Consider the following 26197-nt stretch of genomic DNA (forward strand, 5'->3'; position numbering starts at 1 on the left):
TGCCCCGACCATCGGCTCGCCCGGCGGCATTGCGGCATGCGGTCAGGGCTGCCCCGATCGGCGCGCGTTCGATATGGCCTCGCAATCCATGTCTTGAAACGTGCGCCCGTCGGTTGCCAGGATGATGGCGCGCTTCAGGGCTTTGCCCGAGGAAGCGCTCGCTGCACTGGAATGAATGGTGACTGTCCGCCACAGGGCTGCTAAGGGCCGCCCTCTCAAGGCGAGCGAGAATCACGAATACACTCGCCGCCGCCGGCCAGTAGCGCGCAGCCGGATACTTTCACGCGCTTCGCCACGACCGGCGACACCATTGATTTGCGAGAAAAATGCCCTTTTCCAAACTTCCGCCGTTGCTCGGCGATGCCTTGTCCGACCGCGGCTATGCTGCGCCCACACCCGTACAGGCTGCCGTCCTCGAAGCCGATGCGCACGGCCGCGATCTCATCGTTTCCGCCCAGACCGGCTCGGGCAAGACCGTGGCGTTCGGCCTCGCCATGGCCGGCGATCTCCTCGATGCAGACGGACACCTACCCCCTTCCCCGACACCGCTTGCCCTGATCGTGGCACCGACGCGCGAACTGGCGCTGCAGGTCAGCCGCGAATTGACGTGGCTCTACGACAAGTACGGAGCCCGCCTGGCGACCTGCGTCGGCGGCATGGACGCGAGCAAGGAGCGCCGCGCACTCGGCCGCGGCGCCCAGATCGTCGTCGGCACCCCGGGCCGCCTGCGCGATCATCTGGAGCGCGGAGCACTCGACCTGTCGTCGCTGCGCACCATCGTGCTCGATGAAGCGGACGAAATGCTCGACATGGGCTTTCGCGAGGACCTCGAGGAAATTCTCGACGCGACGCCGCCCGAACGCCGCACGCTGCTGTTTTCGGCCACGATGCCCAAGCCGATCGCCGCGCTTGCGCGCCGCTATCAACGCGACGCTCTGCGCATTTCCACCGTCGGCGAGGACCGTGGGCATGGCGACATCAGCTATCAGGCGATGGCGGTGGCTCCGGCCGACACGGAAAACGCCGTGGTCAACCTGCTGCGCCTCCACGAGGCCGAAACAGCGATGCTGTTCTGCGCCACGCGCGACAATGTGCGCCGCCTGCACGCCAGCCTTGTCGAGCGCGGGTTTGCCGCCGTCGCGCTTTCGGGCGAGCATAGCCAGAACGAACGCAACCAGGCGCTTCAGGCCCTGCGCGACCGGCGCGCGCGGGTCTGCGTCGCCACCGACGTCGCGGCCCGCGGCATCGACCTGCCCAGCCTCAGCCTCGTCGTTCATGTCGAGATCCCGCGCGATGCGGAAACGCTGCAGCACCGCTCGGGCCGAACCGGGCGTGCCGGCAAGAAAGGCACGGCGGTCCTTATCGTCCCCTACACCCGTCGTCGCCGCGTCGAATCGATGCTGCGCGGCGCCAAGATTCCGGCAGAGTGGATCGCGCCGCCTTCGGCCGAGGACATTCGCAAGGCCGATAGCGAAAGGTTGCTGAGCACCCTGCTGGCGCCGGTCGAATTCACCGATGAGGACCGCGCGCTGGCCGACCGCCTGCTGGCCGAGCGCAGCGCCGAGGACATCGCTGCTGCGCTGGTCCACGTCCACCGCTCGCGCCTGCCGCAGCCCGAGGAACTGCTCGGCAACGATGCCCCGCGCGAGAAACGCGGGCCTCGACCGGGGTTCGAGGACAGCGTGTGGTTCAAGCTCAACGTCGGACGCAACCAGAACGCCGATCCGCGCTGGATCCTGCCACTGCTGTGCCGCAGGGGCCATGTCGGCCGTGGCGAGATCGGCGCGATCCGCATCGACACCCGCGAAACCCATTTCGAAGTCCCCGGCGCCATCGCCGATCGCTTTCTCGACGCCGTCAAGCGCACGGCCGGCGGCGACGACGAAGTCGAGATCGAACGCTCCACCAGCCAACCGCCCCCGCACGGCGGTCATTCCCGCCACCGCGAAGGCGGAGCCGGCCGCAAGCCGTTCAGGAAAGGCCCGGGCAACAAACCCGAGCGGGGCTTCGGCAAAGGTCCCCACAAGGGGCCGGGCAAGGGCAGTGGCGCACCGAAGAAGCCGTTTCACAAGAAGAAGCGCCGACCTGAGTGAAGCACACCTGACGAACTGGCCTTCGAGCTTTCCTCGGGTGAAATCTTGAATTCCTGCGATTTCGCCCTAAATGAGTGCTCGCTACGTCGCCTGCGACGGGACATCGACGGCCGCATTGCGCGGCTTTCCCCTTTTCAGCTGCCCGGCTCGCCTGCTTGCCACTGCGCCTGCACGGCCGGATACGCACATGCATTGATGGAAGAACGCATTGGCCAAGGAAGAACTGCTGACGATGGAAGGCCATATCGAGGAAATCCTCCCCGATGGCCGGTTTGCCGTCGTACTCGACAACGAGCACAAGATCATCGCCTACACCGCAGGCAAGATGCGCAAGTTTCGCATTCGCTCGGTAGTGGGCGACCGCGTCCACGTGGAAATGACGCCTTACGACCTTTCGAAGGGACGTATCGTCTTTCGCGAGCGCACGCCCGGTCAACCGGGCGGGCCGCCACGCAGGCGCGGCAATTTCAAACGTTAAGAGGATGCGGCCAAGAGCCGCGACTAAAGGACTATATGCATTTACGTAAGAAGGGTGCCTCGAAGCGCCCCAAGACCATTTTTCAAAGCTATCCCCATACGGCCGGGACGATGAGCCCGGCATTGCGCCCGGAAGGGCTGCTGAGCAAGGAACACCTGCGGCGCGTTGTCGCTGCCATGGTCGACTGATCCGGGGTCTCATGCCGGGGCAGCGATGCCCCGGACATGCCGCGATCCGAATCCCGCCTTCGCACAGGCAGTCGGAATCGCCCTCGATCACCCGGTGTCAGGGCTTCCTGGCAAACCAGATAACGTGGCGGAAGCCCTTGTTGTTGGGACGCGCCCGCACGGTCACCGAAGACACCTCGAAACCGGCCTCTTCCAGGCGGTCGGTGAACGCGGGATCGGGCCAGGCCGACCAGATCGCCAGCACGCCGCCCGGGCTGAGTGCCCGCATTGCGTAGCGCAACCCCTCCCGGGAATAGAGCCGGTCGTTCTCGAGCCGCGTCAGGCCCTCGGGACCATTGTCGACATCGAGAAGAATGGCATCGTAGCCGCCGCGCGCGGCACGAATGAGCATCGCCACGTCTTCCCCGACGAGCATCACCCGCGGATCGTCCAGACACCCGCCGGTCAATTGCCGCATCGGCCCCAGGGCCCATTCGATGATTTCCGGAACGATTTCAGCGACGAAGACGTTCGCATCGTCGTCCAGGGCCGCAAGCGCGGCGCGTAGCGTGAAGCCCATGCCGTAACCGCCCACCAGCATCTGCACGCGTTCGCGATTGCCGAGCCGTTCGCAGGTCATCGTGGCCAGGGCTTCTTCCGAAGCACTGGCCACGGTGCTCATGAGTTCGTTGTCTTCGAGCAGGATGGTGAACCCGTCTCCGTGCTGCACCAGCCTCAATTCCACTCCGCCGGGCACATGCGCAATGCCTACCAGGACGTCTTCGTCGATCATGAATTACTCCCGGGGCGAGAATGGTCTCGGCTTTCAAAAGGGTCCGGCAGGCCCCCGTCGCGCCGCCAGGCGACGGGCATGGATCAAATCGAAGCATGCTTTCCGGGCCGGTCGGAACGCAGCACACGCAACTCGTTTCGAATTTGCGGGGGTAGAGAAACGTAAATTTCGTCGCTGGCGTAAGCGGGAGCACGGGCGTCTCTCAGCCGGGACATGCCTACGTGACGATGGTCCCGATCAATCATCGATGGGCGACTTCGAAGCGTCAGGCAAGAGATGCCCCGGGAGCGCCCAAATACTCTGTGGATTAGTCTGGAGGGCCGGATCGCGTTGCCGTCCATCGGCGCACCAAAGCCATTGCTGCACGATAATGGACGAATTGGGCCTGTCATTTCACAGCCTTTTCTGCTAACCAATGACGGCTGACGTCGAATTTTGCGACGGTTCTCGACAATCTTGGCTTAGGCGACGCGAATCCGTCGCTTTTCCCGCTTGCGACGATTTCCTTTCAACTGACGATTTGACGCACGACCGGTCTCCGCAATTTCGCGGAGCGGAAACCCGTTTCTTGAAAGGAAACACACATGCCCATCGGAACCGTTAAATTCTTCAACACCGACAAAGGTTATGGCTTCATCGCCCCCGAAGACGGCGGTCAGGACAGCTTCGTGCACATTTCCGCGGTGCAGAATGCCGGGATGCACACCCTCGAACGCGATCAGCGGATCTCCTACGAGATCGAAGTCGGCCGCAACGGCAAGGCGTCGGCGGTGAATCTGCAGGCCGCCTGATCCGGCTCCCGCCGAAGCGCGCAGCCGGCGCGCTTCGGCCCCGCCCATTCCTGCATAAAAGGAGCCCCATGGCCTTTACTCTCGATTTCTGCGAGGCCCGCGCCCGCGATGCTGCCGAAGCTGCTGCTACCGCCAAACTCGCCAACGTGCGTGACCGTGAACTGCGGTCCGAGGCGGCTTGGCGCGCCATGGCAGATCAGATTGTGCAGATCGAAAAGAAGCGGATGGAGCGGCTCAACGAGAAAGCCGAAGCGAGCAACTGAGGCTGGACCTCGACCAGCGCCTCAGCCCCCGAATTTTTCATTCCAGATCGTGTAGGCAAAACTGGCAGACCATGTGATCAGCATGAAGCCGGCGAGCGATTGCAGCATGATCAGCAGACGGATCGCTCCGAACGCTTCCACCTGTGTATATCCCAGAGTGGCGAAGTTGATTCCGGCAAAAAACAGCGCTTCGCCGAACGCACCATCGAAATACATCAGTCCGCCACCGTCGGGCACGTAATGCGCCCAGATGATGGACAGCGCGCAAAGCGCGATCTCGCTCAGGTGCAGCAGGAACAACCCTATGAACGCGGCCAACACGGCCGAATAGCTGCGGCTTGCCGGATGCAGCCGCTTCACCAGCAGGATCCCGGCCAGGTGCCAGGCTCCGAGCAGGGACACGAACACAATGCCACCCAGAAGCATCGTCCATTCGGCATGAGTCATCCGTTTCCATCCGTTCGACCGGCAGAGCAAAGCATTGCCAAAACCAACGCTACGGCCTGCGGGAGGTTCCGGTGCGGCGTCGGTCCGCGGAGGCCGCCGCCGATTTGAGTCGTCAGATTCCAAAATGGTATCTATGCTCAACGGCTTATTCGCATGGATGCAGGGTGTGGGAGGGCAGAGCGCTCGATGAAAAGGCTGGCCAACTACGATGTCGTCCGCAGGTTCCGCCCGGGGCCGGCAAGGCTGGGCGTTCAATTGCTGTTCGGTCTGGTGCTCGCCTGCCTGATGATCGCACTGAGAAGTGCTGTCGATGTCATAGCGCCCACCTCCGGGCCTTTTGCGCTGGTCTACCCCACGGTTCTTCTCGCGACGCTTTATGGCCGGTGGCCGGCGGGGGTCCTCGCCTATTGCGTGAGCTTTGTCTGGGCCTGGTACATCGTCCTGCCTTCGGAGCATTCGTTCAACTTCGAGGTTCCCACCGATCCCTTGCGGGTGGTCATCAATGCCTTTGCGGTGCTGGTGGTGCTGGTGTTTGCCGAGATATTCCGCTGGGCCGTGCAGTCGGCCATTTTCGAACGGGACCGCGAAATCGAAAGGCGCATCCTGCTGTTGGAGGAACTGGAGCACCGCACGAAGAACAACTTCGCCCTGGTGGCGAGCCTGCTGGAATACCAGAAGCAGCGCGAGGTCCATCAATCGGTGGACGAGGCGCTCGACCAGACCCTTACCCGCATCCACTCGTTCGCCCGGGCCTATGCCAATCTGGCCGAGACGCAGGGAGAAGGGGCGGCCGTCGCCATGCAGCCCTATCTAGAGGATATCGTGGCGAAAGTGACAGCCGGCATGTTCGACGAGAACATCGAGGTTGCAAGACGGATCACCCCCCACGTGCTGCCGCGGCAGGTAGCAGTGGCGATCGGCCTGTTCACCAACGAAGCGCTGACCAATTGCGCCAAGTACGCCTTTCCCGAAGGCCGGGAGGGCAAGGTCGTCATCAGCTTCGACGCGAATGACGAAGGCTGGACGCTGGAGATCTTCGATAACGGCGCGGGTGATCTCGCCGCCAACGCCCCGTCGACCTCGGGGATAGGCACGAGGCTTCTGAATGCCTTCGCAAGCCAGGCCCAGGCACGGTACGAGATGCAAAAGGGGCCGCACGGCTGCACGGTTCGCCTTTCCAATCGATAGCACAGACGGAAAACGCCCCCGAAGAGCCTGGCTCTTCGAGGGCGTCTCACCGCCGCTTGCTCGGTGGGGGGATGGGACGCGGCGGTGGGGAGACCCGGTAATCAGCCGCCGGAGGCGCTCACCCCCACGCTGGCCGAACCATTGACTCCGCCACTTGCCGAACCGGAGCCCGTCGTCGAGCCGGAAGCGGAGGCGTGATTGCTGCCGGCATCCGCAGAGGCAGAGCCACTGCCCGACCCGGAGCCGCTGGCATTCGAGGCGCTATCGGCCATAGCACCGGCCTTGTTGCGCGCAGCCGCGGCCTGCTGGCTGGCAGCGTTGCGAACGGCACTGACTGCACCCGTGGCGGTGCCGGCAACCCCGGAAGCCATGCCGGCCGGATTGATCGGCAGGGTCGAGGCGCCGGTCACGCCGCCGGTTCCGGAGGCATTGCCGTCAGCCGATCCACCGGCATTCGCACTGCTGGCCGACCCGGAGGCAGCGCCGCTGCCGGCCGCCATGGCGGTTCCCGTGAGGTTGCCCGCATTACCGGTGACGCCTCCGGCTGCCTGCCCGGCAGAACCAACGACGCCGCTTGCGGTCGAACGCGCATTCGTCACGGTGTTGGTGACCGCCGAGGTATCCGGCGCGGGCACATCGGGTGCGCTCACGGACTTGTTGGCGCTGGCCTGTGCATTTCCGTCCAGCGTCGAGGTAACGGTGCGACCGGTGCGCGAGATGCCGGCATCGCCAGCTCCGCCCATCGTGCTGCCGACAGTGCCGCCTGCACCGCCCAGCGTACCGCCGACTGCACCGCCCACGGTGCCTCCGACCATGCCGCCGAGGCCTCCGCCACCCAGCAGCTGGGCATTGGCCGCGCCGGGCATGGTTGCGACGGCGAGGGTGGCAATGGCGGTTCCGAGAGTTAGCCTGTTCATGGTGCTTCTCCTTCCTTTCGTCCGCCCCCCGATGGGTTGGTGTCGTCTCGGGGGTGTCTGGGGAAGGAACGAGCCGCCTTTTCGATTTCATCCGCGAAAAAATGAAAAAATTTTCTAGAGACCGGATCGGCAGATGTCGCACACGATTCCGCGTCCTGTCCGGCGCGAGGCATCGACAGCTTCGCTATCGACCGCCTTCAGGGCCTGCGACGCACGGGTGCCGGATGTCAGCCGCGCCGCGATGCGCGAGGCGGCAAGCGGGGCCGCGAAGGAGGTTCCGCGCAGATCGATCCGCCCCTTGCCGGGAACGATGGCGGACATGTCCGCGCCCGGAGCGGCATAATCGAGATGGCTTGCTCGCCCCGCTTCGATCAGGACACGCCCGGCACCGTCGACGCCGGTAACCGCGACGACCCCCGGGTACGATGCGGGATAGGCCGGCGGCGCGGCTGCGCCGTCATTGCCCACGGCTGCGACCACCACCATTCCCCGGGTACGCGCGGCCGAGATCGCCCGTCCGAGCAAGGGATTGGCCGGTCCCACCAGGCTTATCGAGACCACGGGAACCCCTTGGGTCCGCATCCACCCCAGGGCCTTGGCTATGGCTAGTGCGTTTCCGCCGGCAGGATCGGTGCCATAGACGTCCGCACCATAGACACGGGCCGTTCCTGCACCGGCCAGCAGGGACGCAATGGCGGAAGCGTGGTCACTGCGATGCGGGGCGCCCTTCGCAAAGCCGCGCTGGCCCGCAAGCAGGTCTGAGCCGGATATGCCCCCGTCGATGACCCCGACGGTCCCTCCCCGCGGAAGCGCGCCAGACGAGGCAGCGGCGGCAGTGCCGACGGCGACCGTTCGGCCCGACGGAAAGTAGAGTTGATCGGCGCTGACGTCGTGGCCCGGCAGAGCCTTGCGCAATCGCTTCACAGATTTCGCAAGGGACATTGCTTCCGGCACCGCAAGGCGCGCATAGCGGGTGTCCAGTCCATCGATCTCGCCCTGTTCGAGGACGGAATACCCCTCCCGTCGGGCAACATCGAGCGCCATCTGATCCGGATCGAGTAGAAGAACGACGCCGCGCACGGCAGGCTGGTGCCGCTCGTCCCACGCGACGACATCCTGGTGGTCGGACACGTAGTGCGCGATGCGCTGCAACCGTTTTCGCGCAAGGGTACGCGCACCGGAGGCTGCTTCCTCGACAGGGTCCAGTGCCGTTTCGGTAACCTCGCCCACGGCATCGCGGACTTTTCCCACGGTGCCCAACGGATCCACGGGCAGCGGCGCAGAGGGCAGGGCACCGCCCAACTGCGCGTTCACGGGTCCCGCGGCAAGCATCATCAATGCCGCCGCAATCGTCAGTCCTGTGCTTGTTCGTCTGTCCATGGTCTTGTCCGATAACAAATTTCGTAGCACTCAGGGATGAAACGCGCCTGACCATCCGTTTCATCCCCAGGCAAGACAAGTCTATGAGCATGAACCGTTTCTGCGAGGAATTGACTGCGCTGCTACCGCGCCTGCGGCGATTTGCGCGCGGTCTGACGCGCGACGCGGCCGATGCCGACGACTTGTGCCAGCAAACCGTAGAGCGCGCGCTCAAGGCCCGCCACCAGTGGCAGGAAGGCACGCGGCTCGATGCTTGGGTATACAGGATCATGCGCAACCAGTGGATCGATGAAGCAAGGGCAAGGACGCGGCGTTCCCAGACGTTCGTCCACGAAGACGAAGGAGCGAACGTAGGCACGAGCGGTGCTGCGGATGCCGAGAACCTCGTCGAACTGGGGAACGTCGGCCGGGCTCTCTCTCGCCTGCCCGATGAACAGCGCGAGGCCGTGGTGCTCGTGCTGGTCGAGGGTTTCGCCTATAAGGAAGCTGCCGAAATCATCGGTGTCCCCCAGGGAACGCTGACATCCCGCCTGGGGCGTGGACGAGAGGCCCTGATGCGCGAACTGGGAGAATTGGCGTGAGCGTGACGAACGAAGAGCTGATGGCCTATGCCGATGGCGAACTGTCGGCTGCCGATGCCGCCCGCGTGGAGGCTGCGGTCGCGGCCGATCCGGCTCTTGCCGAGCGGATCGCGGCCGAAAGACGGTTGCGCGACAGCTTGCAAGGCCACCTGAATCCCGTGACAGAGGAACCTGTGCCCGACAGTCTGAACGCCATGATCGCCGCGGCCGCCGAGGAAGACGCGCGCGCGGATCGGGGCAAGGTTGTCAGCCTCGCGGAAGCGCGAGCCGAACGGGCCAGGAAAGAGGCAGGGACCGCAGAACCCAGGCGTCCCTTCCTCCAGCGTTGGGGATCGGGCCTTGCCATCGCCGCGTCGCTGGTAGTGGGCGTTGCCCTTGGAACACAGATCGCTTCGAACGGTCCGATCGAGCAGAGAAACGGAAAGCTGGTTGCCTCCGGTACGTTGGCCAGGGGCCTCGATGCCAAGCTGGCGGCAACGCAGGGCGAAACCGGATCGCTGCGCATTCTCACCAGCTTCGAGAGCAAGGCCGGTTCCTATTGCCGGGTGTTCGACAGCCGTGCGACGGCAGGCATCGCCTGCAAGGACAAGTCGGGCTGGGTCCTGGAAAGAACGATGGCGAGCAGCGCCCAGCAGGCCAGCCAGTACCGCCAAGCCGGCTCGGCCATGAGCGAACTGATGGCTGCGGCGCAGGATATGGCCAAGGGCGCGCCGCTCGATGCCGCGCAGGAGCGCGCGGCGAAGGCGAAGGACTGGATGCGGTAAGCACCGGAATGTTCGCGCGAAGGCAGCGCCTCAATTGGGGCTTATCGCACCTTGGCCGGATTGCAGCGTTGCGACCTGGGGACCGATCGGACGGATCGGAGCGGTATCGTCCAGACCGCCGCAGCCCCGGGATGAATCGGCACAGCCGGTAAGCTCCACGGGCTCACTTCGTCCAATCGACGCCAATTCCGCCTCCACATCGATGATTCGCGCGGACCCGCGAGCCTTCACGGCAGACCCGGGCGGCGACGCTTCGGCATCGGGCCCAGCGACCGACGAAGCCCGTCCCTGCGCCGTTTCGTAACCGGCATGATCCCGATGAGCGGTTCGCGACGGCTCTGGATCATAGGAGTAGGGTTCCGGTTCCGGAACGGGTTCGGGGTCGTAATAGTCATAGATGGCCAGCCGCCTGTTGCGCATCAGGCCGTGCGACCAGAGTTCGTGGACTTCGACTCGCCCGTGCGGCGTGATCAGCGGATAATGGTCTGGCGAAGGCGTCACCTGCCTCTGCGTGTCTCCGTAGGACGTGATGGCATGCTGCGGGATCGATCCGAAGACATTTTCCCCGCGGTCGACGGGCCGGGTATTGACCGACTGACTGGCCACGATGCCCAGTAGCGGGCCGAGAACCAGTGCGCCGGGGACCAGGGCGGTGCATTTCACGTTTGCAAGCTCCGATTCAAGCTCGGGGTACACTCTTGCAATGCACAATCGGCCCTGACGTTCCCGCAAGGGGCCGGTTCACGTGGTGCGCTCCCTGCCTCTTCGCGAGGATGAAACGGAGCGGCAGGACTATCCTGCAAAGCCTTCCGCGACCTGCGCGACGATCGCGTCCGCGCCATCCGGACGGGCCATGGCGGCGCCGATAAGCAGCAGGGCCGGGCCATCGCCCAGGGCGGTACGTGCGGCGAGCGGGAGAAGATCGAGCCGCGTGTGGAAATGGCGCTCGGACGGAAGACTTGCATTTTCGACCAGAGCGACCGGCGTATCGGCGGGCAAACCGGCTTCGATGAGACTGGCCGAGACCTGCGCTGCAGCAGCCTTGCCCATGTACACAGCAAGCGTGGCCTCGGGGTCGGCCAGGCGCGACCAGTCGAGGTCGAGAGCCTCGCCGGCGCGGGCATGCGCGGTGACGAACGTAAGCTTGCGCGCCAACCCGCGAAGTGTGAGCGAAGCCCCGAGGCTGGCGGCGCCGGCACTCGCGGCGGTGACGCCGGGACAGATGCGCACGACGACGCCGGCAAGGCGGCAGGCCTCCAGTTCCTCGGTGGCGCGCCCGAATATCGCCGGATCGCCGCCCTTGAGGCGAACGACCTTTTCACCCTGAAGTGCGGCCGCGACGATCAAGGTGTCGATCGTCCCCTGGTCCTTCGAATGACGCCCCGAACGCTTGCCGACATGGACGAGACGCGCCGCCCCAGCGGCCATCTCGAGGATGTCGGGGCCGACCAGGGCGTCGTAGAATATGATGCTGGCCTCGGCGATCAGGCGTTCGGCCTTGCGAGTGAGCAGTTCGGCATCGCCGGGACCGGCGCCGACGAGCCAGACCGAACCGGCCGGAAAGTCATCCTTGCGAATATCGGTCATTGGGCGGCTTCCTGTTCGAGGGAGGAAAAGGTGGCGATCAATCTGGCGATTGCCGGGCGGCACGATCCGCAATTGGTGCCGGCGCGCGTGCAGGCGCCGACTTCGGCAACGGCCGCGGCTCCGTCGTGGACGGCGAGCGCGATTTCCTTTTCGCCGACGCCATGGCAGACGCAGACGATCGGACCACGATCCGGCAGCGGGGTGCTTGGCCGGCCGGCCAGCACTTCGGCGGCGCTGGCTTCCTTCAGGCCGACCTGTTCCGCCACCCAGGTTCGCGACGGCAACTCGCCGGAACGGGTGACATAGGCCGCCGCGATCAACGCACCGTCCTCGCCGCGCACGGCAATGCGGCGCATGCCTCGCGCGGTATCGGCGACTTCCAGTCGTTCGCCATCGGGAAGCAAAGCAGCAAGGTCGATCGTGCCGTCGCCGGCGAGTTCATAGAGCCAGCCGGTCTTCACGCGCGAGCGGGTCCAGTAGAGCACGCCTTCGGGCGCGAGCACGTCTCGGCGGACCACGAACGCGCGCCACTCGGGCGCTATGGCTGTCACCCGGGCCGCGCCGTTCTTGTAGCCGGGCTGGCCGGATACCGGGTCGACGGCCTGCGAAGGCAGACGGTTGCTGCGCCCCTGCCCAGCCATGGCATCGCTCCAGTGCATCGGCACGCAGATCTCTCCGCGCCGTTGCCCCTTGGTCAGGGAAACGCGGTAGACGCTGTTGCCGTGGGCCGTTTCCACCCGCCCGAAGCCACCTTCGACGAGCCCGAGGTCGCTTGCATCGTCCGGATGCACTTCCAGCAACGGCTCGGGCCGGTGATGCGACAGGGCCGGCGACAGGCCGGTACGCGTCATCGTGTGCCATTGGTCGCGGTAACGCACGGTGTTGAGGCGCAGCGGGAATGCCGGATCGGTGACTTCGGCGGGCGCGGTCACCGCCACCAGCCGGGCCTTGCCCGAAGCGGTCGGATAGCCCTTCGCGAACGGCCGCTCCCCGCCCCACTTGAACGGTTCCATGTCCGCGTAGGCGGCATCGTCCATCTCCGCCAGGACGGCGAGATCGAGCACCTTGTCCCGTGCCTTGGCCAGGCCGGTCATATGCGCGTACTCGCGGAATACGGCGGCTGCATTGGCCCAGGCGAAACTTTCGCCCCAGCCCATGCGAGCAGCGACGTCGGCAACGATCTGCCAGTCCGCACGCGTTTGCCCCGGCGGCGAAAACAGCGCCCGCTGCCGGCTGATGCGGCGTTCCGAATTGGTCACCGTCCCGTCCTTTTCCCCCCATGCATGGGCGGGCAGGCGCACGTGGGCCAGGCGCCCGGTATCAGTGTCGGCGATGACGTCGGAGACAACCACGGTCGGGCAGCGCGCCAGCGCCTCGCGCACGAATGTGCTGTCGGGAAGCGAAACCGCGGGATTGGTCGCCATTACCCAGAGAAACCTGATTTTTCCCGCGTGGACGGCCCGGAACATGTCGACCGCCTTGAGCCCCGGCCCGGTGCAGATGTTAGGCGCGTTCCAGAACGCGGCTGCCTCGGCTCGCTCCTCTTCGGAAAAGCCGAGATGGCACGCGAGCATGTTGGCCAGTCCCCCCACCTCGCGACCACCCATTGCATTGGGTTGGCCGGTGATGCTGAACGGCCCCGCGCCGATCCGATTGATCCGGCCCGTCGCGAGGTGGAAGTTGGTAATCGCATTGCCCTTGTCGGTACCGCAGACCGACTGGTTCGCCCCCTGGCTGAACAGCGTGACCGTGCGCGGGTGCCGCGCCACGAGATCGCAGAGCTTCCTGAAGATCGCATCCGGGATGCCGGACTCCGGAGAGAGGTCGTCCCAGAATCCGGCATCCACCGCCACGTGGGTGGCAAGGTATTCCTCGTCCACCAATCCGCGCCGCTTCATGTCCGCCAGCAGCGCGTTGAACAAAGCGACGTCGCCATCGGGCGCGACGGGAATGTGCAGATCGGCCTGTTCCGCCGTTTCCGTCCTGCGCGGGTCGATGACCACGATCCTGGTGCCGCGACGTTCGCGGGTCTTTTCCAGCCGCTGCCAGATCACGGGATGGCACCAGGCGGTATTGGAGCCGACCAGCAGCACGAGGTCCGCGGCATCCAGGTCGTCGTAGGAGCACGGCACCACGTCCTCGCCGAAGGCGCGCGTATGCGCGGCGACCGCGCTGGCCATGCACAGGCGCGAATTGGTGTCGATGTTGCCGCTACCGATGAAGCCCTTCATCAACTTGTTGGCGGCATAGTAGTCTTCGGTGAGCAACTGGCCGGACACGTAGAACGCCACGCTGTCCGGACCGTGTTCTGCAATGCAGTCGCGCATGCGCCCGGCGACGAGGTCGAGCGCCTCGTCCCACGAAGCCTCGCCCTGCCCGATCATCGGCGCCAGCAGCCGCCCTTCGAGGCCGACGGTTTCTCCCAGATGCGTCCCCTTGGAGCACAGGCTGCCACGGTTGGCGGGGTGATCGCGATCGCCGCTGATGGCGACCGCGCGTTCGCCGCGCACCTCGGCCGAGATGCCGCAGCCGACGCCGCAATAGGCGCAGGTGGTGCGGATCGCGCCCATCTGCGTCAGGCTGCCCGGTCCTGCACGGCGATGTCCTGCACAATGCTATCCTCCACGGAGACCGGCTCGCCGAGCACGGCCGAACGCAGCAGGTAGATGCGCCCGGCATCGACCTTGAGCGGGATGGTGGGCACGCAGCCCTCGTCACCGCCCAGCGCCTTGCCGCTGCGCAGCGAGATGTTCCAGTTGTGCAGCGGGCAGGTCACCACGTCGCCGTGGACGATGCCCTGGCTGAGCGGGCCGCGCTTGTGCGGGCACTGGTTGCGGATCGCGAAGAACTCGCCCCGCATCGTGAGGAACACCGCGATCTCCTCCCCGCCCGCCACCGGCAGGGTGCGGGCCGTGCCCGGTTCGATCTGGGTGATCGGGCCGATATCCAGCCAGTTGCCGATCATCATGCGTTCTCCATCTTGGCGCCGGGGAACGGACGGACCTCGGCAAGGTGCTGGTGCAGTTTCTCGTGCTCGCCCGCGGCGCGCTTGGCCCAGGGATCGTCCTGCATGAACTGCTGAGAAAAGCGGAAGCGCGCGGCGTAGTGCTCGATGGCGCCTTCCTCGGCGAGGCGGTCCTTGACGTAGTCGAGTCCGACGCGCTCGACCCATGGCGCGGTGCGCTCGAGGTACCAGGCTTCCTCGCGATAAAGCTGGATGAAGGCGGCACAGACATCGAGCGCTTCCTGCTCGGTCTCCACCTTGCACAGCAGGTCGGTGGCGCGAACCTTGATGCCGCCGTTACCGGCGATGTGCAACTCGTAGCCGGAGTCCACGCAGACGACGCCGAAGTCCTTGATCGTCGCTTCTGCGCAATTGCGCGGGCAACCCGAGACGGCGATCTTGAACTTGTGCGGCATCCAGGAGCCCCAGGTCATCCGCTCGATCTTGACGCCGAGGCCGGTCGAATCCTGGGTACCGAAGCGGCACCATTCCGACCCGACACAGGTCTTCACCGTACGCAGCGACTTGCCGTAGGCGTGGCCCGAGACCATGCCGGCGGCGTTGAGGTCGGCCCAGACTGCGGGCAGGTCTTCCTTCTTGATTCCGAAGATGTCGAGACGCTGGCCGCCGGTCACCTTCACCATCGGCGCATTGTACTTCTCGACCACGTCCGCGATCGCGCGCAGTTCGGTGGGATTGGTCAGACCGCCCCACATGCGCGGGACCACCGAATAGGTGCCGTCCTTCTGGATATTGGCGTGCATGCGCTCGTTGACGAAGCGGCTCTTCTGGTCGTCGACATATTCGCCGGGCCAGGCGCAGAGCAGGTAGTAGTTGAGCGCGGGACGGCACGAGGCGCAGCCATCGGGCGTGGTCCAGTGCAGTTCCTGCATGACCTGCGGGATTTCCTTCAGCCCCTTCTCGACGATATGCGCGCGCACATCGCCGTGGGTGAAACTGGTGCACTTGCACATCGTCTTCGGCCCGCTCTCGACCTCGCCGCCCAGCGTCAGCGACAGCAGGCTTTCGACCAGGCCAGTGCACGAACCGCACGAGGCCGAGGCCTTGCAGGTGGAGCGCACCGCATCGAGCGAGTGCGCGCCGCCATTGATGCACGAGACGACCTGGCCCTTGGATACGCCGTTGCAGCCGCAGATTTCTGCGTCGTCCGAAAGGGCAGCAACGGCGGCATTAGGGTCCGCGAGGGCGCCCCCCGAGGCGAAGGCCTGGCCGAAGATCAGCGCTTCACGGATCTCCGAGACATCCTCGCCCTTCTTCATCAGGTCGAAGTACCAGGAGCCGTCGGCGGTATCGCCGTAGAGCACGGCGCCGAGCACCTTGTTGTCCTTGACGATCACGCGCTTGTACACGCCGCGCGAGGCATCGCGCATGACGATATCCTCGCAGCCTTCCCCGCCCGAGAAGTCGCCTGCCGAGAACAGATCGATGCCCGAGACCTTGAGCTTGGTGGAAGTAACCGAGCCTTCGTATCCGGTCGGGTTTTCGGTGACGTGGTCCGCCAGCGCGCGGCACATATCCCACAGCGGCGCGACGAGGCCGTAGCACAGGCCGCGGTGCTGGACGCATTCGCCGACCGCCAGAACCGACGGATCCGAGGTGACCATGTGGTCATCGACCATGATGCCGCGCTCGACCTCAAGACCGGCTTCACGGGCGAGCCCGGTGGCGGGACGGATACCCACCGCCATGACGACGATGTCGGCGGGGATCTCGGTGCCATCTTCGAGAAGGACCGCAGCGACCTTGCCGTCCTTGCCGACGATTTCCTTGGTGTTGGCGCCAGTCAGGATGGTCTGGCCGCGGCGTTCCAGTTCGGTCTTGAGCAGCCATCCGGCGGCTTCGTCGAGCTGGCGTTCCATCAGCGTGGGCATCAGGTGAATGACCGTCACGTTCATGCCGCGCAGGTTGAGCCCGTGTGCAGCCTCAAGGCCGAGCAGACCGCCACCGATAACAACCGCGTTGCCGCCCTTACCGGCCGCCGCCACCATCTTGTCGACGTCGTCGAGGTCGCGGAAGGTCACCACGCCGTCCAGGTCCTTGCCGGGGACCGGGATAATGAAGGGATCGGAGCCGGTGGCGATGAGCAGCTTGTCGTATGGTTCGATGCGGCCCGAGGCAGCGACGACGCGCTTGTGCTCGCGGTCGATGCTCTCGACCTTGTCGCCCGACACCAGCGTGATGCGGTTGTCGTCGTACCATGCCTGGGTGTTGATGACGATCTCGTCGAAGGTCTTCTCGCCCGCCAACACCGGCGAGAGCATGATGCGGTTGTAGTTCACGCGCGGCTCGGCGCCGAAGATGGTGACATCGAACCGGCCCGGATCGCGCGCCAGGATCTCTTCCACCGCGCGGCAGCCCGCCATGCCGTTGCCGATCACCACAAGCCGCTCCCGGCTACCCGTGGCGCCGGTGGGCGTGCCTTCCTCGAAGTTCATCGGTGCATTCACGTCACGTCTCCGTTCGTAACGCGCACACAAAAAAACCGCCTCGTGCCTGTCCCATTCGGGAGAGGTACGGGCGGCTTCGGTGCCACGCGTCTGTAAGTCTGATACGAGGCGCTGATTTCGTCCATCAGTGGACGGCGCTTTCTCGCTGAAACCGTCTTTAACCGATTCGCGCCGTCGGGAGCAAGCCGGTTTTTGCACTGCAGCAGGAAAAGTCCTGCCGGGCCGGATGCCTCCCCTTCCCGGATGCTTCCGGAAAGAAGAGGCTCTGCAGCGTGTTACCAGCTCTTGTAGGGCAGGAACTTGCCGCTCATCACGACTTGCACCCGGTCGCCCTTTTCATGGGCGACGCGGTTCACTTCCATGTCGAAATCGATCGCGCTCATGATTCCGTCGCCGAACTTTTCCTGAACCAGTTCCTTGAACGCCTCTCCGAAGACGCCGGTGATCTCGTACCAGCGGTAGATGCAGGGATCGGTCGGCACGGTCCTGGGGAAGTCCTTGGTGGGATATTCGCTGAGCACGACTGCCGCTTCTGCGGGCAGATCCAGGAAATCGACGACCTTGCCTGCAGCGTCCGGCAGCAGGCTGTTCATGCCGAGGCACGCCGAAGTCACGAAGACTTCGCTCAGCCCGGCGGCCTCGGCGATCGCTGCCCAGGTAATTGTCTTTTCCCGCATCTTGGCGCGGATCATCGTCGTCACGTCTACCTTGGTCATCATCGTGCAGTCTCCTCGGTCTGGATTTTCGTAAACTGGGGGGGATCCGCCTCCCCGCCGCGCGTCAGCAGCGATGCTGCCAGAGCAAGAGCCAGCAGCGCGCTGACCGCCTGCCAGAGCCGCTCGGGCCGGCGGGCCAGCCATGGACGTTGCGCGGGGGCAGAAAGCGCCGTGTTGGGATGAGTCAGGTCGTAGATGAATTCGGACAGTTCGCCGTAACGCTTCGCCGGATCGACGGCGACGGCACGCGCGATAGCGGCATCCATCCATTCCGGCACGTCCGGATTGTGTTCGCTTGCTGGGACATAGGAGAGGCGCCCTTGCGCGGCGCGCGTCGTGGCGTTCGACAGGCGCGGCCCGTAAGGCAGCTCCCGAGTCAGCAGATAGTAGGCAACAGCCCCGAGCGACCACAGGTCCGAGCCGCGAGAGGCAGGCCGGCCAAGCCAGATCTCGGGCGCGGTGAACTGCATGGTTCCGGCAAACATCGCATCGCCGGCGGGGCCCGCGATTTCATCGAGCCCAGCCACCTGCGCCGAGCCGAAGTCGATGATCGTCACCGTCCCTTCAACATCGATTATGACATTGGCAGGCCGCAAATCGCGGTGGACGATCTCGCGGCGGTGAAGCGCCTGCAGGCCCGATGCGATCTGCTTCACGATGGAACGGACCGCCACCAGGTCCGGCTCGCGCTGCTGATGCGCCCATTGTTCCAGAGTCGCGCCCTCGACATAGGCGGTTACCGCATAGGCATGGCGACGCGATGCGCGCGCGGGCGGGGCCTTGAGCACATGTGGATGGCTGACCCGGCGGGCTACCCACTCCTCCAGCATCAACCGGCGCAATTCCTGCGCATTGCCGCCATGCTCGGTAGACGGCACCTTGATTGCGACCCTTTCACCGCTGTCCAGGTCGCGAGCGAGATAGACGTGGCTACGGTGCCCGGCATGGAGTTCGCGGAGAATGGCGAAGCCCTCGAACTGCCGCCCGGCAGTCAGTTGTGGCGCAGGCGGAAGCGCGGCTTCCTCTCCGGCGATGTCGTCGAGCCCACCCTGCGGCAGGGAGTCGACGCGCACCAGCTGAACTGTGAGATTGTCCTCGCTGCCCGCTGCCAGCGCCGCCTCGCACAAGGCCCGCGCCGCCGCATCGAGATCGGGATTTGCCGCCGCCTCGATGAAGGCGCGATCGTCCAGCGCATCGTGGACGCCATCGGTGGAAAGCACGAAGACATCGCCCACCGAAACCGGCAAACGCAAATGGTCGATCTCGACGTGACGGTCCGAGCCCAGAGCCCGGGCGAGAAAGCTGACACCGCCGCCCAGGTTCAGCCGGTGCGCCTCGGTGAATGGCTCGAGACGCTCGCCGGACACACAGGCGATGCGCGAGTCCCCGATGTGGAACAGCCAGGCACTGCGCCCCTTGAGCACCAGCGCGGAAAAGGTACAGACCATCCCGCGCTCGCGCGCCTCGTCGGACAGGCTGCGCGCGCCTCCCAGGTTCTGGGCATGCATCCAGGAATTGGTCGCCGCGATCACCCGCTGGCCGCTGGTCGACACGGACCAGGCCTCGGACGTCGCGAAATAGTCGTTAAGGAAGCTCTTGACCGCGGTCTCGGCCGCCGTTGCCCCAAGCGGGCTGGTGCTGATGCCGTCGGCGATGGCGACCGCAATACCCTTGGTCGCCAGCGTTTCCCGCTCCGGCACCAAGGCACCATGGAAGTCCTGATTGGCTTCCTTGGCGCCGGCAGTGGAGAACTGGCCGATGGTGACGGATAGCTGGGTCTGCATCGCCGGATAGAGTGACCGGGAGAGCAACTGGGATGCTCCCCCGGTCACGCAGCCAAGGGGATAGGATCAGGCTGCGAGCTTTACGACGCGCTTGGGCGAAGCCTTTGCGTGCGTCGCGTAGAGCATGAGTCCGGTGAAGGTCAGGCCGCCGACGAGATTGCCCAGAACGACCGGAATCTCGTTCCACAGCAGGTAGTCGCCGATGGTGAAGTTGCCGCCGAGCATGAGGCCGGTCGGGAACAGGAACATGTTCACGATCGAGTGCTCGAAGACCATGTAGAAGAAGAGCATGATCGGCATCCACATGGCGATGACCTTGCCCGAGACGGTGGTCGAGATCTGCGCACCGACGACGCCGGTCGAGACCATCCAGTTGCAGAGCATGGCGCGCACGAAGATCGTGAGCCAGCCGGCACCGCCGAAGGCGGCATAGCCGACCGTGCGGTTCTCGCCGATGACCGCCATCTTGGCGCCGACTTCGGCGACAGGCGCGGAGAAGCCGTAGGTCCAGTAGATCGCCATCATCACGGCCGTGGTCAGGGCTCCGGCGAAGTTGCCGGTAAAGACGAGCCCCCAGTTACGCAGCACGCCGCCCCAGGTGCAGCCCGGTCGCTTGTCCCAGACCGCGAGCGGGCAAAGCACGAAGACGCCGGTCAGCAAGTCGTATCCCAACAGGTAGAGCATGCAGAAACCGACAGGAAACAGGACGGCGCCGGCGAGCGGCTGGCCGGTCTGCACGTTGATGGTGACTGCAAAGGCCGCGGCAAGGGCCAGCGTGGCGCCCGCCATATAGGCGCGGACCAGCGTGTCCTTGGTCGACATCATGATCTTGGACTCACCGGCATCGATGAGCTTGGGTACGAATTCAGATGGTGCGAGATATGCCATGTTCGATTACTCCCTGTCTTGCCCCGAAATCAGTAGGAAAAGGAAACCTGCAGCCAGAGCTTCTCGGTATCCGTGCCGAAGTTCTTGGCGTCGTAATTCGCGTACTTGAGAAGGAATGGATAACCGCCGAGCTTGAAGGTCATGACGGCATCCCATTCCTGGCCGTAGTTCACGCTGCCGAAATCGCTTTCGAACTTGTGGTAGATCACGGTCGCGCCAACGCCCTTGAAGGGGCCGGCATCGCCGATCTTCGCCGATGCGGACCCGAAATAGTCGCGCAGACCGGTTGCCGGCGTGGTCAGGAACAGGTCGGCCCAGCCGTTGAAGGCATGGGCAGTGGCAAGCGGCGTCTGGAAGGCAGCGACGCCGTCGTCGCTGCCCAGTTCCTCGTAACCCGCCTTCAGCCCGAAGCCGCCTACGCCGACGCCGAGTTCGGCGTTGATATAATCAGCGGAATAATCGACCGGATTGAGCTCGTAATCCTGCTGGGTGGCATAGCGCAGCTTGAAGTCCATCTTCACTGCGTCACCCAGCGGCAGGCTGCCCGTTGCCATGGCGCCGAACGTCTTGCTCGAGAAGGCGATACGGTCGTCGTAGTCGAGCAGGTAGGCAAAGCCGACGAGCTTGACCGGCTTCACGTCGATCGTGCCGTTCACCAGGAAGAAGTCGCCGTCGAAATGCTCGTTCGGGCTGTCGATCCCGAAGATGGTGCGCTGCGAGATCGAGTACGTCGCATCGAGTGAGAGCGGCCCGAACTTCGCCTCGCCGCGCACGGCATCGAAGGTCTGCTCGTTCTGCCGCCAGCCGACATTGCCGACGAAGCGGGCATCGTCGAGGATGATGCGCTGGCGGCCCAGCGTCACCTTGAACGCCTGGCCCTTGTAGGAGGCCTGCAGGCGGTTGAGCTCGACGTTCTGCGGATCGGCAACGACCGAATAGGGCTCGGCGCCGAGATAGCCGTTATTGCCGGGAATCGTGTCGTTGTAGTGATCGACGATCGCCAGCGTGCCTTCCGCCTCGGCCAGGAACGAAAGGTTGTGAATGGTCGCTTCGGCGCCCGCGCGCATGCGGATGGTCACGGCGTCAGCATCGAGGTTCAGGTCGTCCTGATCGACGTGCTCCCAGCGCAGGGTGCCATCGATGATCGGGTCGATAGTGAGATCGTCGTTGACGACAATCGGATCGCCGGCCTTGGCCGCTGCAGGCGCAGCAACGGCGAAAGACGCGGTGGTGGCAGCAAGCACGGCAAGCGAAAGTACAGTCTTCATAAGCGTAGCCCTCCGAAGAGCGCCCTTCCCCAGGACGCCCGGTCCAAACTGGATCGAAGGCAGACGCCATTGCCCGCCGGTATTAATCCTCTCCCGGGCTGCTTCCGGCCCTTTGTTTCGCGCTTCGCACGGCGGGCGCCCTTGCCCGTCCGCCGCCCCTCATGAGCGAGCGCTTGCATTCGCTCCTCCCGCTGGGGAGGATGTATTCAGGCAGCCTTGGCCGCCGGTCCGTGGTCGTATTCGGCCAGGAAGTGCAGCACTTCCTGACGGTATTGATAGAACTTCGGGTCATCGAGCAGCGCCTTGCGGTCGCGCGGGCGCGGAAGGTCGACCTTGAGCACCTTGCCGATGGTGGCGCGCGGACCATTGGTCATCATCACCACGCGGTCGGCCAACAGGATCGCCTCGTCGACATCGTGGGTGACCATGATCGCGGTGACCTTGGTGCGGTTCCAGGTTTCGACGAGCACGTCCTGCAGGTCCCAGCGGGTGAGGCTGTCGAGCATTCCGAATGGCTCGTCGAGCAGCAGCAGACGCGGGCTGAGCGCAAAGGCTCGGGCGATACCGACGCGCTGGCGCATGCCGTTCGACATTTCCGCCGCCATCTTTTCCTTGGCATCGGCCAGGCCGACGCGGTCCAGATAGTAGTCGACGATATCGCGCCGCTCGCCCTTGGAGGCATGCGGATAGACCCGCTCCACGCCGAGGGCAACATTCTGGCGGGCCGTGAGCCAGGGCATCAGGCTGGGCGCCTGGAACACCACGGCCTTGTCCGGGCCAGCCACGTCGATCTCGCGGTTGTCGAGGACGATGCCGCCCGCGCTGATCTCGTTGAGGCCGGCAGCCATCGTCAGCACCGTGGACTTGCCGCATCCGGAGTGGCCGATCAGCGAGATGAACTCGCCCTTGTCCATCAGCAGGTTGAAATCCTCGACGACGGTCAGCGGCCCCTTGGGGGTCGGGTAGACCTTGTTGAGCTTGTAGAATTCCAGATAGCGGCGTTCGACTGCGGATTTACCCGCCTCGACATAGGCGCTCGGCAGCTCGGTTTGCTTCTGGCCCGCGAACAGGTCCAGCGGGGTCACCTCGGGCAGCGGCACGCTGCTTTCGCCCACGCTGGAGCCTTCCTCGTTCAGCGCGCCGAGGTAGCCGACGATCTGCTTGCGCAGGTGCTGGTAATGCACGTCGTCGTTGACCGCCTCGCGATCGCGCGGACGCGGCACGTCGACGGTGTAGATCTGCCCGATCTTCGCGGCCGGCGCCGGCGTGAGCACGGCCACTCGGTCGGCCAGCAGCAGCGCTTCGTCTACGTCGTTGGTGACGAGGATGATGGTGCGCTTCTCTTCCTTGCGGATGCGCTCGATCTCGTCCTGCAGCTTCGAGCGGGTCAGGGCATCGAGCGCGGAAAGCGGCTCGTCGAGCAGCAGGATTTCCGGTTCCATCGCCAGGGCACGGGCAACGGCCACGCGCTGGCGCATGCCGCCGGAAAGCTGGGCCGGCTTGCGGTCCATGGCATGGCCGAGCCCGACCAACTCGACCTTTTGCTTCACCAGCGCTGCCCGTTCCGCCTTGCTGCGGTCCTGATGGACGGCATCGACGGCAAGCGCGACGTTCTTTTCGACGGTCAGCCAGGGGAACAGCGAGTAGGACTGGAAGACCAGACCGCGATCCTTGTCCGGCCCCTTGATCTGCTGGCCGCGCAGCAGGATCTCGCCGGCATCGGGTTCGATCAGCCCGGCAATCGCGGAAATCAGCGTGGTCTTTCCGGCCCCCGAGAAGCCGAGGATGGCGATGAATTCGCCTTCCTCGACATCGAGGTCGATGCCGTCGAGCACCTGCGACACGCCGCCGGACTGGCCGGTGTAGGACTTCGAGACGTCCTTGAGCGAGAGGATCGTGGCCATGGGCTGGGTTCCCTTGAACTGGCGTTTCAGGTTCAGGCGATGCGGTTGCGGCTGGCGAACTTCTCGACGCCCATCATGATCCGGTCGAGCAGGAAGCCGATCAGGCCGATGACGATGACGGCGAACATAATGCGGGCGAGCGACTGGCTGGAGCCGTTCTGGAATTCGTCCCACACGAACTTGCCGAGGCCCGGGTTCTGCGCGAGCATTTCCGCCGCGATCAACACCATCCAGCCCACGCCCAGCGACAGGCGCATGCCGGTAAAGATATAGGGCAGCGACGAAGGCAGCACGAGCTTGGTCAGCTTGGCGAACCAGCCCAGCTTGAGCACGCGGCCGACGTTGAGCAGGTCCTTGTCGATCGAGGCCGTGCCCACCGCGGTGTTGATCAGCGTCGGCCAGAGCGAGCAGAGCATCACCACCAGCGCGGAAATCACGAAGGCCTTGGGCAGGATCGGATCTGCGCTGGAGATCATGGCCGAGATCACCATGGTCACGATCGGCAGCCAGGCGAGCGGGCTGACCGGCTTCATGATCTGCACCAGCGGGTTGATCGCGGCGTTGAACATCGGCGAAAGGCCGGCGGCAAGGCCGATCGGCACCGCTACCACGGTCGCCAGGATGAAGCCGAGCGCCACGGTCTCGAGCGAGGTGAAGACCTGATCGAGGAACGTCGGCGGACCGGCGTAGTCGAAGGCCATCGCCTGCGTGCCGGCGGCGATGCGGGCATCCTGCGCCGCATAGAATTCCGCCTTGGCCTCGTTCGATGCCTGCCACTCGTCGAAGAGCGCCACGCCCTGCTCGGCCACTTCGACCGGGCCGGGAAGCGCCCCGAGCGAGGTGTCGACCTGCGGCGCCAGGGCAGCCCACAAGGCGAGGAACGCCACAATCCCGAGGACCGGGGCGATCAGCCCCTTCCCGAATTTCGTGACAACCTCCTGCAGTTTGCCCGCAGGTGCCGGAGCGGGGCGCGAAGCCTTGCTCGGCGTTTCGGCCGGCTTGTTTGCGATTTCGGTCGCGGTGTTCTCCGTTTCGGCCGGAGCGATGTCGGCAAAAGCGGTTGCCATCGAAATTCTCCTCGGGATTGTGCGGCGATCAGTTTCCGGTCACGCCGGAAGCCGTTACGCGCTGGCCTTGCTTGAGGCCGATCTTGAGCTTTGCGAGATAGGCGTTGGGCTGCTTGCCATCGTAGGTGATGCCGTCGATGAAGCCGCCCTGTTCGCCGCGGAAGCCGTCCGTTTCGGGCACGGCGTCGGCCGGGATCTTGCCGTCTTCGACAAGGCTCTTCGCGGCCGTCAGGTAGAGGTCGGGGCGATAGACGGCCTTGGCCTCGTCAAAGTACCACTGGTCGTCGTGATCTTCGGGGATCTGCCCCCAGCGGCGCATCTGGGTCATGTACCAGATGGCGTCCGAATAGTACGGATAGCCGGCGTGCTTGTCGAAGAAGATGTTGAATCCGGGAGCCGGACGCGTGTCGCCCGGTTCGAAGGTGAACTTGCCGGTCATCGACGCGGCGATCACGTCGTAGTCGGCACCGACATAGTTCGACTGCGAGAGGATCTTCACCGCTTCGGGCCGGTTCTTGCCGCCGTCGGCATCGAGCCACTGCTGCGCCTTGATGATCGCGCGCAGCATGGCCTTGGTGGTGTTCGGGTACTTTTCGGCGAAGTCCTTGCGCAGGCCGAAGACCTTCTCCGGATTGTCGTGCCAGATCTCGTCGTCGGTGATGATCGGCACCCCGATCTTCTTCTGCACCGCGGCCTGGTTCCAGGGTTCACCCACGCAGTATCCCTCGATGGTGCCGGCCTCGAGCGTCGCGGGCATCTGCGGCGGCGGCGTGACCGAGAGCTGGACATCGGCATCGACCGTGCCGCCCACGTCGCCCGGCGTGTAGAAACCGGGGTTCAGGCCGCCCGCCGCGAGCCAGTAGCGAAGCTCGTAGTTGTGCGTCGAAACCGGGAAGACCATGCCCATGTTGAAGGGCTTTCCCTGCTTCTTGAAGGTGGCGACGACGGGCTGGAGGACCGAGGCCGAAATCGGGTGCTTGGGCTTGCCGTCCGCATTGGTCGGCAGGTCCGGCTTCACCATGCTCCAGACCTTGTTGGAAACGGTGATCGCGTTGCCGTTTAGATCGAGGCTGAGCGGAGCGATGAGGTCGGCCTTGGTGCCGTAGCCGATGGTCGCGGCGATTGGCTGGCCGGCGAGCATGTGCGCTCCGTCGAGCTGGCCGCCGATCACGCCGTCGAGCAGAACCTTCCAGTTCGCCTGCGGCTCCAGCGTGACGTTCAGGCCCTCCTCCGCGAAGAAACCCTTTTCCTTGGCGATGGCGAGCGGGGCCATGTCCGTCAGCTTGATGAAACCTAGCTTCAACACCGGCTTCTCGACGGCGCCTTCAGCCGATGCCGCAGCCGCTGCGTCTGCCGAGGGCGCGGCACTTTTGCTGCCACAGCCCGCCAGCGCGACGCTTGCCAGCAGCGCGACGACTGCTGCCCTGCGCGTAAAACCAAACCCCCGATTGCTGCTCATCTAAACCAACCCCACATTCCCTGCGGCAAACACGAAAAAACCGCCTCGACGCACGTCCTCTCGGGACGACATCGGGCGGCTGCGTTGCCACTGATTGCTGATAGCGCAGTCCGGTTCTGTTTCGCCCCCAACCTTGGGGGACACCGTGCTGCGACACGCATCGTTTAAGCGATTCGGTCCTCTGGCGTAA

Annotated in this window: 24 protein-coding genes; 8 read left to right on the forward strand and 16 right to left on the reverse strand. The window is 64.9% G+C overall.

Annotated features, from left to right (window positions below; translation table 11 throughout):
* Positions 1 to 326 precede the first annotated feature (326 nt).
* The 3 genes from LK12_RS02430 (at position 327) to LK12_RS24520 (ending at position 2759) form a co-directional block, all read left to right on the forward strand.
* On the forward strand, positions 327 to 2093 hold the full coding sequence (locus LK12_RS02430) for a DEAD/DEAH box helicase (protein ID WP_039278816.1): 1767 nt from the start codon (positions 327 to 329) through the stop codon (positions 2091 to 2093).
* Between the two features lie 208 nt (positions 2094 to 2301).
* Positions 2302 to 2571 (forward strand): translation initiation factor IF-1, encoded by a 270-nt coding sequence (gene infA, locus LK12_RS02435; protein ID WP_039278822.1) that lies wholly within the window; start codon positions 2302 to 2304, stop codon positions 2569 to 2571.
* Positions 2572 to 2606: 35 nt separating this feature from the next.
* Positions 2607 to 2759 (forward strand): hypothetical protein, encoded by a 153-nt coding sequence (locus tag LK12_RS24520; RefSeq protein WP_156135359.1) that lies wholly within the window; start codon positions 2607 to 2609, stop codon positions 2757 to 2759.
* A 97-nt stretch (positions 2760 to 2856) separates the two neighbouring features.
* Here LK12_RS24520 and LK12_RS02440 read toward each other — a convergent pair whose 3' ends face one another.
* Positions 2857 to 3531 carry a spermine/spermidine synthase domain-containing protein gene (locus LK12_RS02440; RefSeq protein WP_039278834.1) on the reverse strand — a complete coding sequence of 225 codons (675 nt, stop codon included), beginning with the start codon at positions 3529 to 3531 and terminating at the stop codon, positions 2857 to 2859.
* 584 nt (positions 3532 to 4115) lie between these two features.
* Between LK12_RS02440 and LK12_RS02445 the strand changes: the two genes are divergently transcribed.
* Together LK12_RS02445 and LK12_RS02450 are read left to right on the forward strand one after the other, a co-directional pair.
* Positions 4116 to 4322, forward strand: a complete 207-nt coding sequence (locus LK12_RS02445; protein ID WP_039278837.1) for a cold-shock protein — start codon at positions 4116 to 4118, stop codon at positions 4320 to 4322.
* A 68-nt stretch (positions 4323 to 4390) separates the two neighbouring features.
* Positions 4391 to 4585 carry a hypothetical protein gene (locus tag LK12_RS02450; protein ID WP_039278841.1) on the forward strand — a complete coding sequence of 65 codons (195 nt, stop codon included), beginning with the start codon at positions 4391 to 4393 and terminating at the stop codon, positions 4583 to 4585.
* Positions 4586 to 4606: 21 nt separating this feature from the next.
* Here the strand turns inward: LK12_RS02450 and LK12_RS02455 are convergent, their stop codons facing one another.
* Complete coding sequence (locus LK12_RS02455; protein ID WP_156135360.1) at positions 4607 to 5173, reverse strand: hypothetical protein; 567 nt, start codon at positions 5171 to 5173, stop codon at positions 4607 to 4609.
* A 45-nt stretch (positions 5174 to 5218) separates the two neighbouring features.
* Between LK12_RS02455 and LK12_RS02460 the strand changes: the two genes are divergently transcribed.
* Positions 5219 to 6220, forward strand: coding sequence for a sensor histidine kinase (locus LK12_RS02460; RefSeq protein ID WP_039278844.1), 1002 nt, complete (start codon positions 5219 to 5221; stop codon positions 6218 to 6220).
* 101 nt (positions 6221 to 6321) lie between these two features.
* Here the strand turns inward: LK12_RS02460 and LK12_RS02465 are convergent, their stop codons facing one another.
* Together LK12_RS02465 and LK12_RS02470 are read right to left on the reverse strand one after the other, a co-directional pair.
* Positions 6322 to 7137: a hypothetical protein gene (locus LK12_RS02465; protein WP_039278848.1), complete on the reverse strand. Its 816-nt coding sequence runs from the start codon at positions 7135 to 7137 to the stop codon at positions 6322 to 6324.
* Positions 7138 to 7251: 114 nt separating this feature from the next.
* Positions 7252 to 8517 carry a S8 family serine peptidase gene (locus LK12_RS02470; RefSeq protein ID WP_039278851.1) on the reverse strand — a complete coding sequence of 422 codons (1266 nt, stop codon included), beginning with the start codon at positions 8515 to 8517 and terminating at the stop codon, positions 7252 to 7254.
* Positions 8518 to 8600: 83 nt separating this feature from the next.
* Here LK12_RS02470 and LK12_RS02475 point away from each other — a divergent pair, with 83 nt between their 5' ends.
* Both LK12_RS02475 and LK12_RS02480 read left to right on the forward strand, forming a co-directional pair.
* Positions 8601 to 9098 (forward strand): sigma-70 family RNA polymerase sigma factor, encoded by a 498-nt coding sequence (locus LK12_RS02475; protein WP_039278935.1) that lies wholly within the window; start codon positions 8601 to 8603, stop codon positions 9096 to 9098.
* On the forward strand, positions 9095 to 9862 hold the full coding sequence (locus tag LK12_RS02480) for a zf-HC2 domain-containing protein (protein WP_039278938.1): 768 nt from the start codon (positions 9095 to 9097) through the stop codon (positions 9860 to 9862). Before LK12_RS02475 ends, LK12_RS02480 begins: the two co-directional genes overlap by 4 nt.
* A 30-nt stretch (positions 9863 to 9892) precedes the next feature.
* On the opposite strand, the gene LK12_RS02485 is transcribed toward LK12_RS02480, so the two are convergent.
* From LK12_RS02485 to LK12_RS02540, 12 genes are all read right to left on the reverse strand, one after another.
* Entirely contained in the window at positions 9893 to 10525 is a 633-nt protein-coding gene (locus LK12_RS02485; protein WP_156135361.1) for a hypothetical protein, read from the reverse strand.
* A gap of 129 nt (positions 10526 to 10654) precedes the next feature.
* Positions 10655 to 11449 (reverse strand): uroporphyrinogen-III C-methyltransferase, encoded by a 795-nt coding sequence (gene cobA / locus LK12_RS02490; RefSeq protein WP_039278944.1) that lies wholly within the window; start codon positions 11447 to 11449, stop codon positions 10655 to 10657.
* Positions 11446 to 14019: a nitrate reductase gene (locus LK12_RS02495; protein WP_039278946.1), complete on the reverse strand. Its 2574-nt coding sequence runs from the start codon at positions 14017 to 14019 to the stop codon at positions 11446 to 11448. Before LK12_RS02495 ends, cobA begins: the two co-directional genes overlap by 4 nt.
* 5 nt (positions 14020 to 14024) lie before the next feature.
* Positions 14025 to 14414 (reverse strand): nitrite reductase small subunit NirD, encoded by a 390-nt coding sequence (gene nirD, locus LK12_RS02500; protein WP_052223171.1) that lies wholly within the window; start codon positions 14412 to 14414, stop codon positions 14025 to 14027.
* Complete coding sequence (nirB, locus tag LK12_RS02505; RefSeq protein WP_039278947.1) at positions 14414 to 16909, reverse strand: nitrite reductase large subunit NirB; 2496 nt, start codon at positions 16907 to 16909, stop codon at positions 14414 to 14416. The genes nirD and nirB overlap by 1 nt, the downstream gene beginning before the upstream one ends.
* Positions 16910 to 17196: 287 nt before the next feature.
* Entirely contained in the window at positions 17197 to 17640 is a 444-nt protein-coding gene (gene cynS / locus LK12_RS02510) for a cyanase (protein WP_197063439.1), read from the reverse strand.
* On the reverse strand, positions 17637 to 19448 hold the full coding sequence (locus LK12_RS02515; protein WP_231568200.1) for a bifunctional protein-serine/threonine kinase/phosphatase: 1812 nt from the start codon (positions 19446 to 19448) through the stop codon (positions 17637 to 17639). The genes cynS and LK12_RS02515 overlap by 4 nt, the downstream gene beginning before the upstream one ends.
* A 39-nt stretch (positions 19449 to 19487) precedes the next feature.
* Positions 19488 to 20309 (reverse strand): formate/nitrite transporter family protein, encoded by an 822-nt coding sequence (locus LK12_RS02520; protein WP_039278950.1) that lies wholly within the window; start codon positions 20307 to 20309, stop codon positions 19488 to 19490.
* A gap of 29 nt (positions 20310 to 20338) precedes the next feature.
* Complete coding sequence (locus LK12_RS02525) at positions 20339 to 21577, reverse strand: alginate export family protein (protein ID WP_052223104.1); 1239 nt, start codon at positions 21575 to 21577, stop codon at positions 20339 to 20341.
* 206 nt (positions 21578 to 21783) lie between these two features.
* Entirely contained in the window at positions 21784 to 23481 is a 1698-nt protein-coding gene (locus LK12_RS02530; RefSeq protein ID WP_039278953.1) for an ABC transporter ATP-binding protein, read from the reverse strand.
* Positions 23482 to 23513: 32 nt separating this feature from the next.
* Positions 23514 to 24548 carry an ABC transporter permease gene (locus LK12_RS02535; RefSeq protein WP_197063440.1) on the reverse strand — a complete coding sequence of 345 codons (1035 nt, stop codon included), beginning with the start codon at positions 24546 to 24548 and terminating at the stop codon, positions 23514 to 23516.
* 28 nt (positions 24549 to 24576) lie between these two features.
* Complete coding sequence (locus tag LK12_RS02540) at positions 24577 to 26007, reverse strand: CmpA/NrtA family ABC transporter substrate-binding protein (protein WP_039278957.1); 1431 nt, start codon at positions 26005 to 26007, stop codon at positions 24577 to 24579.
* Between the last annotated feature and the right edge of the window lie 190 nt (positions 26008 to 26197).

Source organism: Novosphingobium malaysiense (assembly GCF_000802225.1).
Taxonomy (GTDB): Bacteria; Pseudomonadota; Alphaproteobacteria; order Sphingomonadales; family Sphingomonadaceae; genus Novosphingobium; species Novosphingobium malaysiense.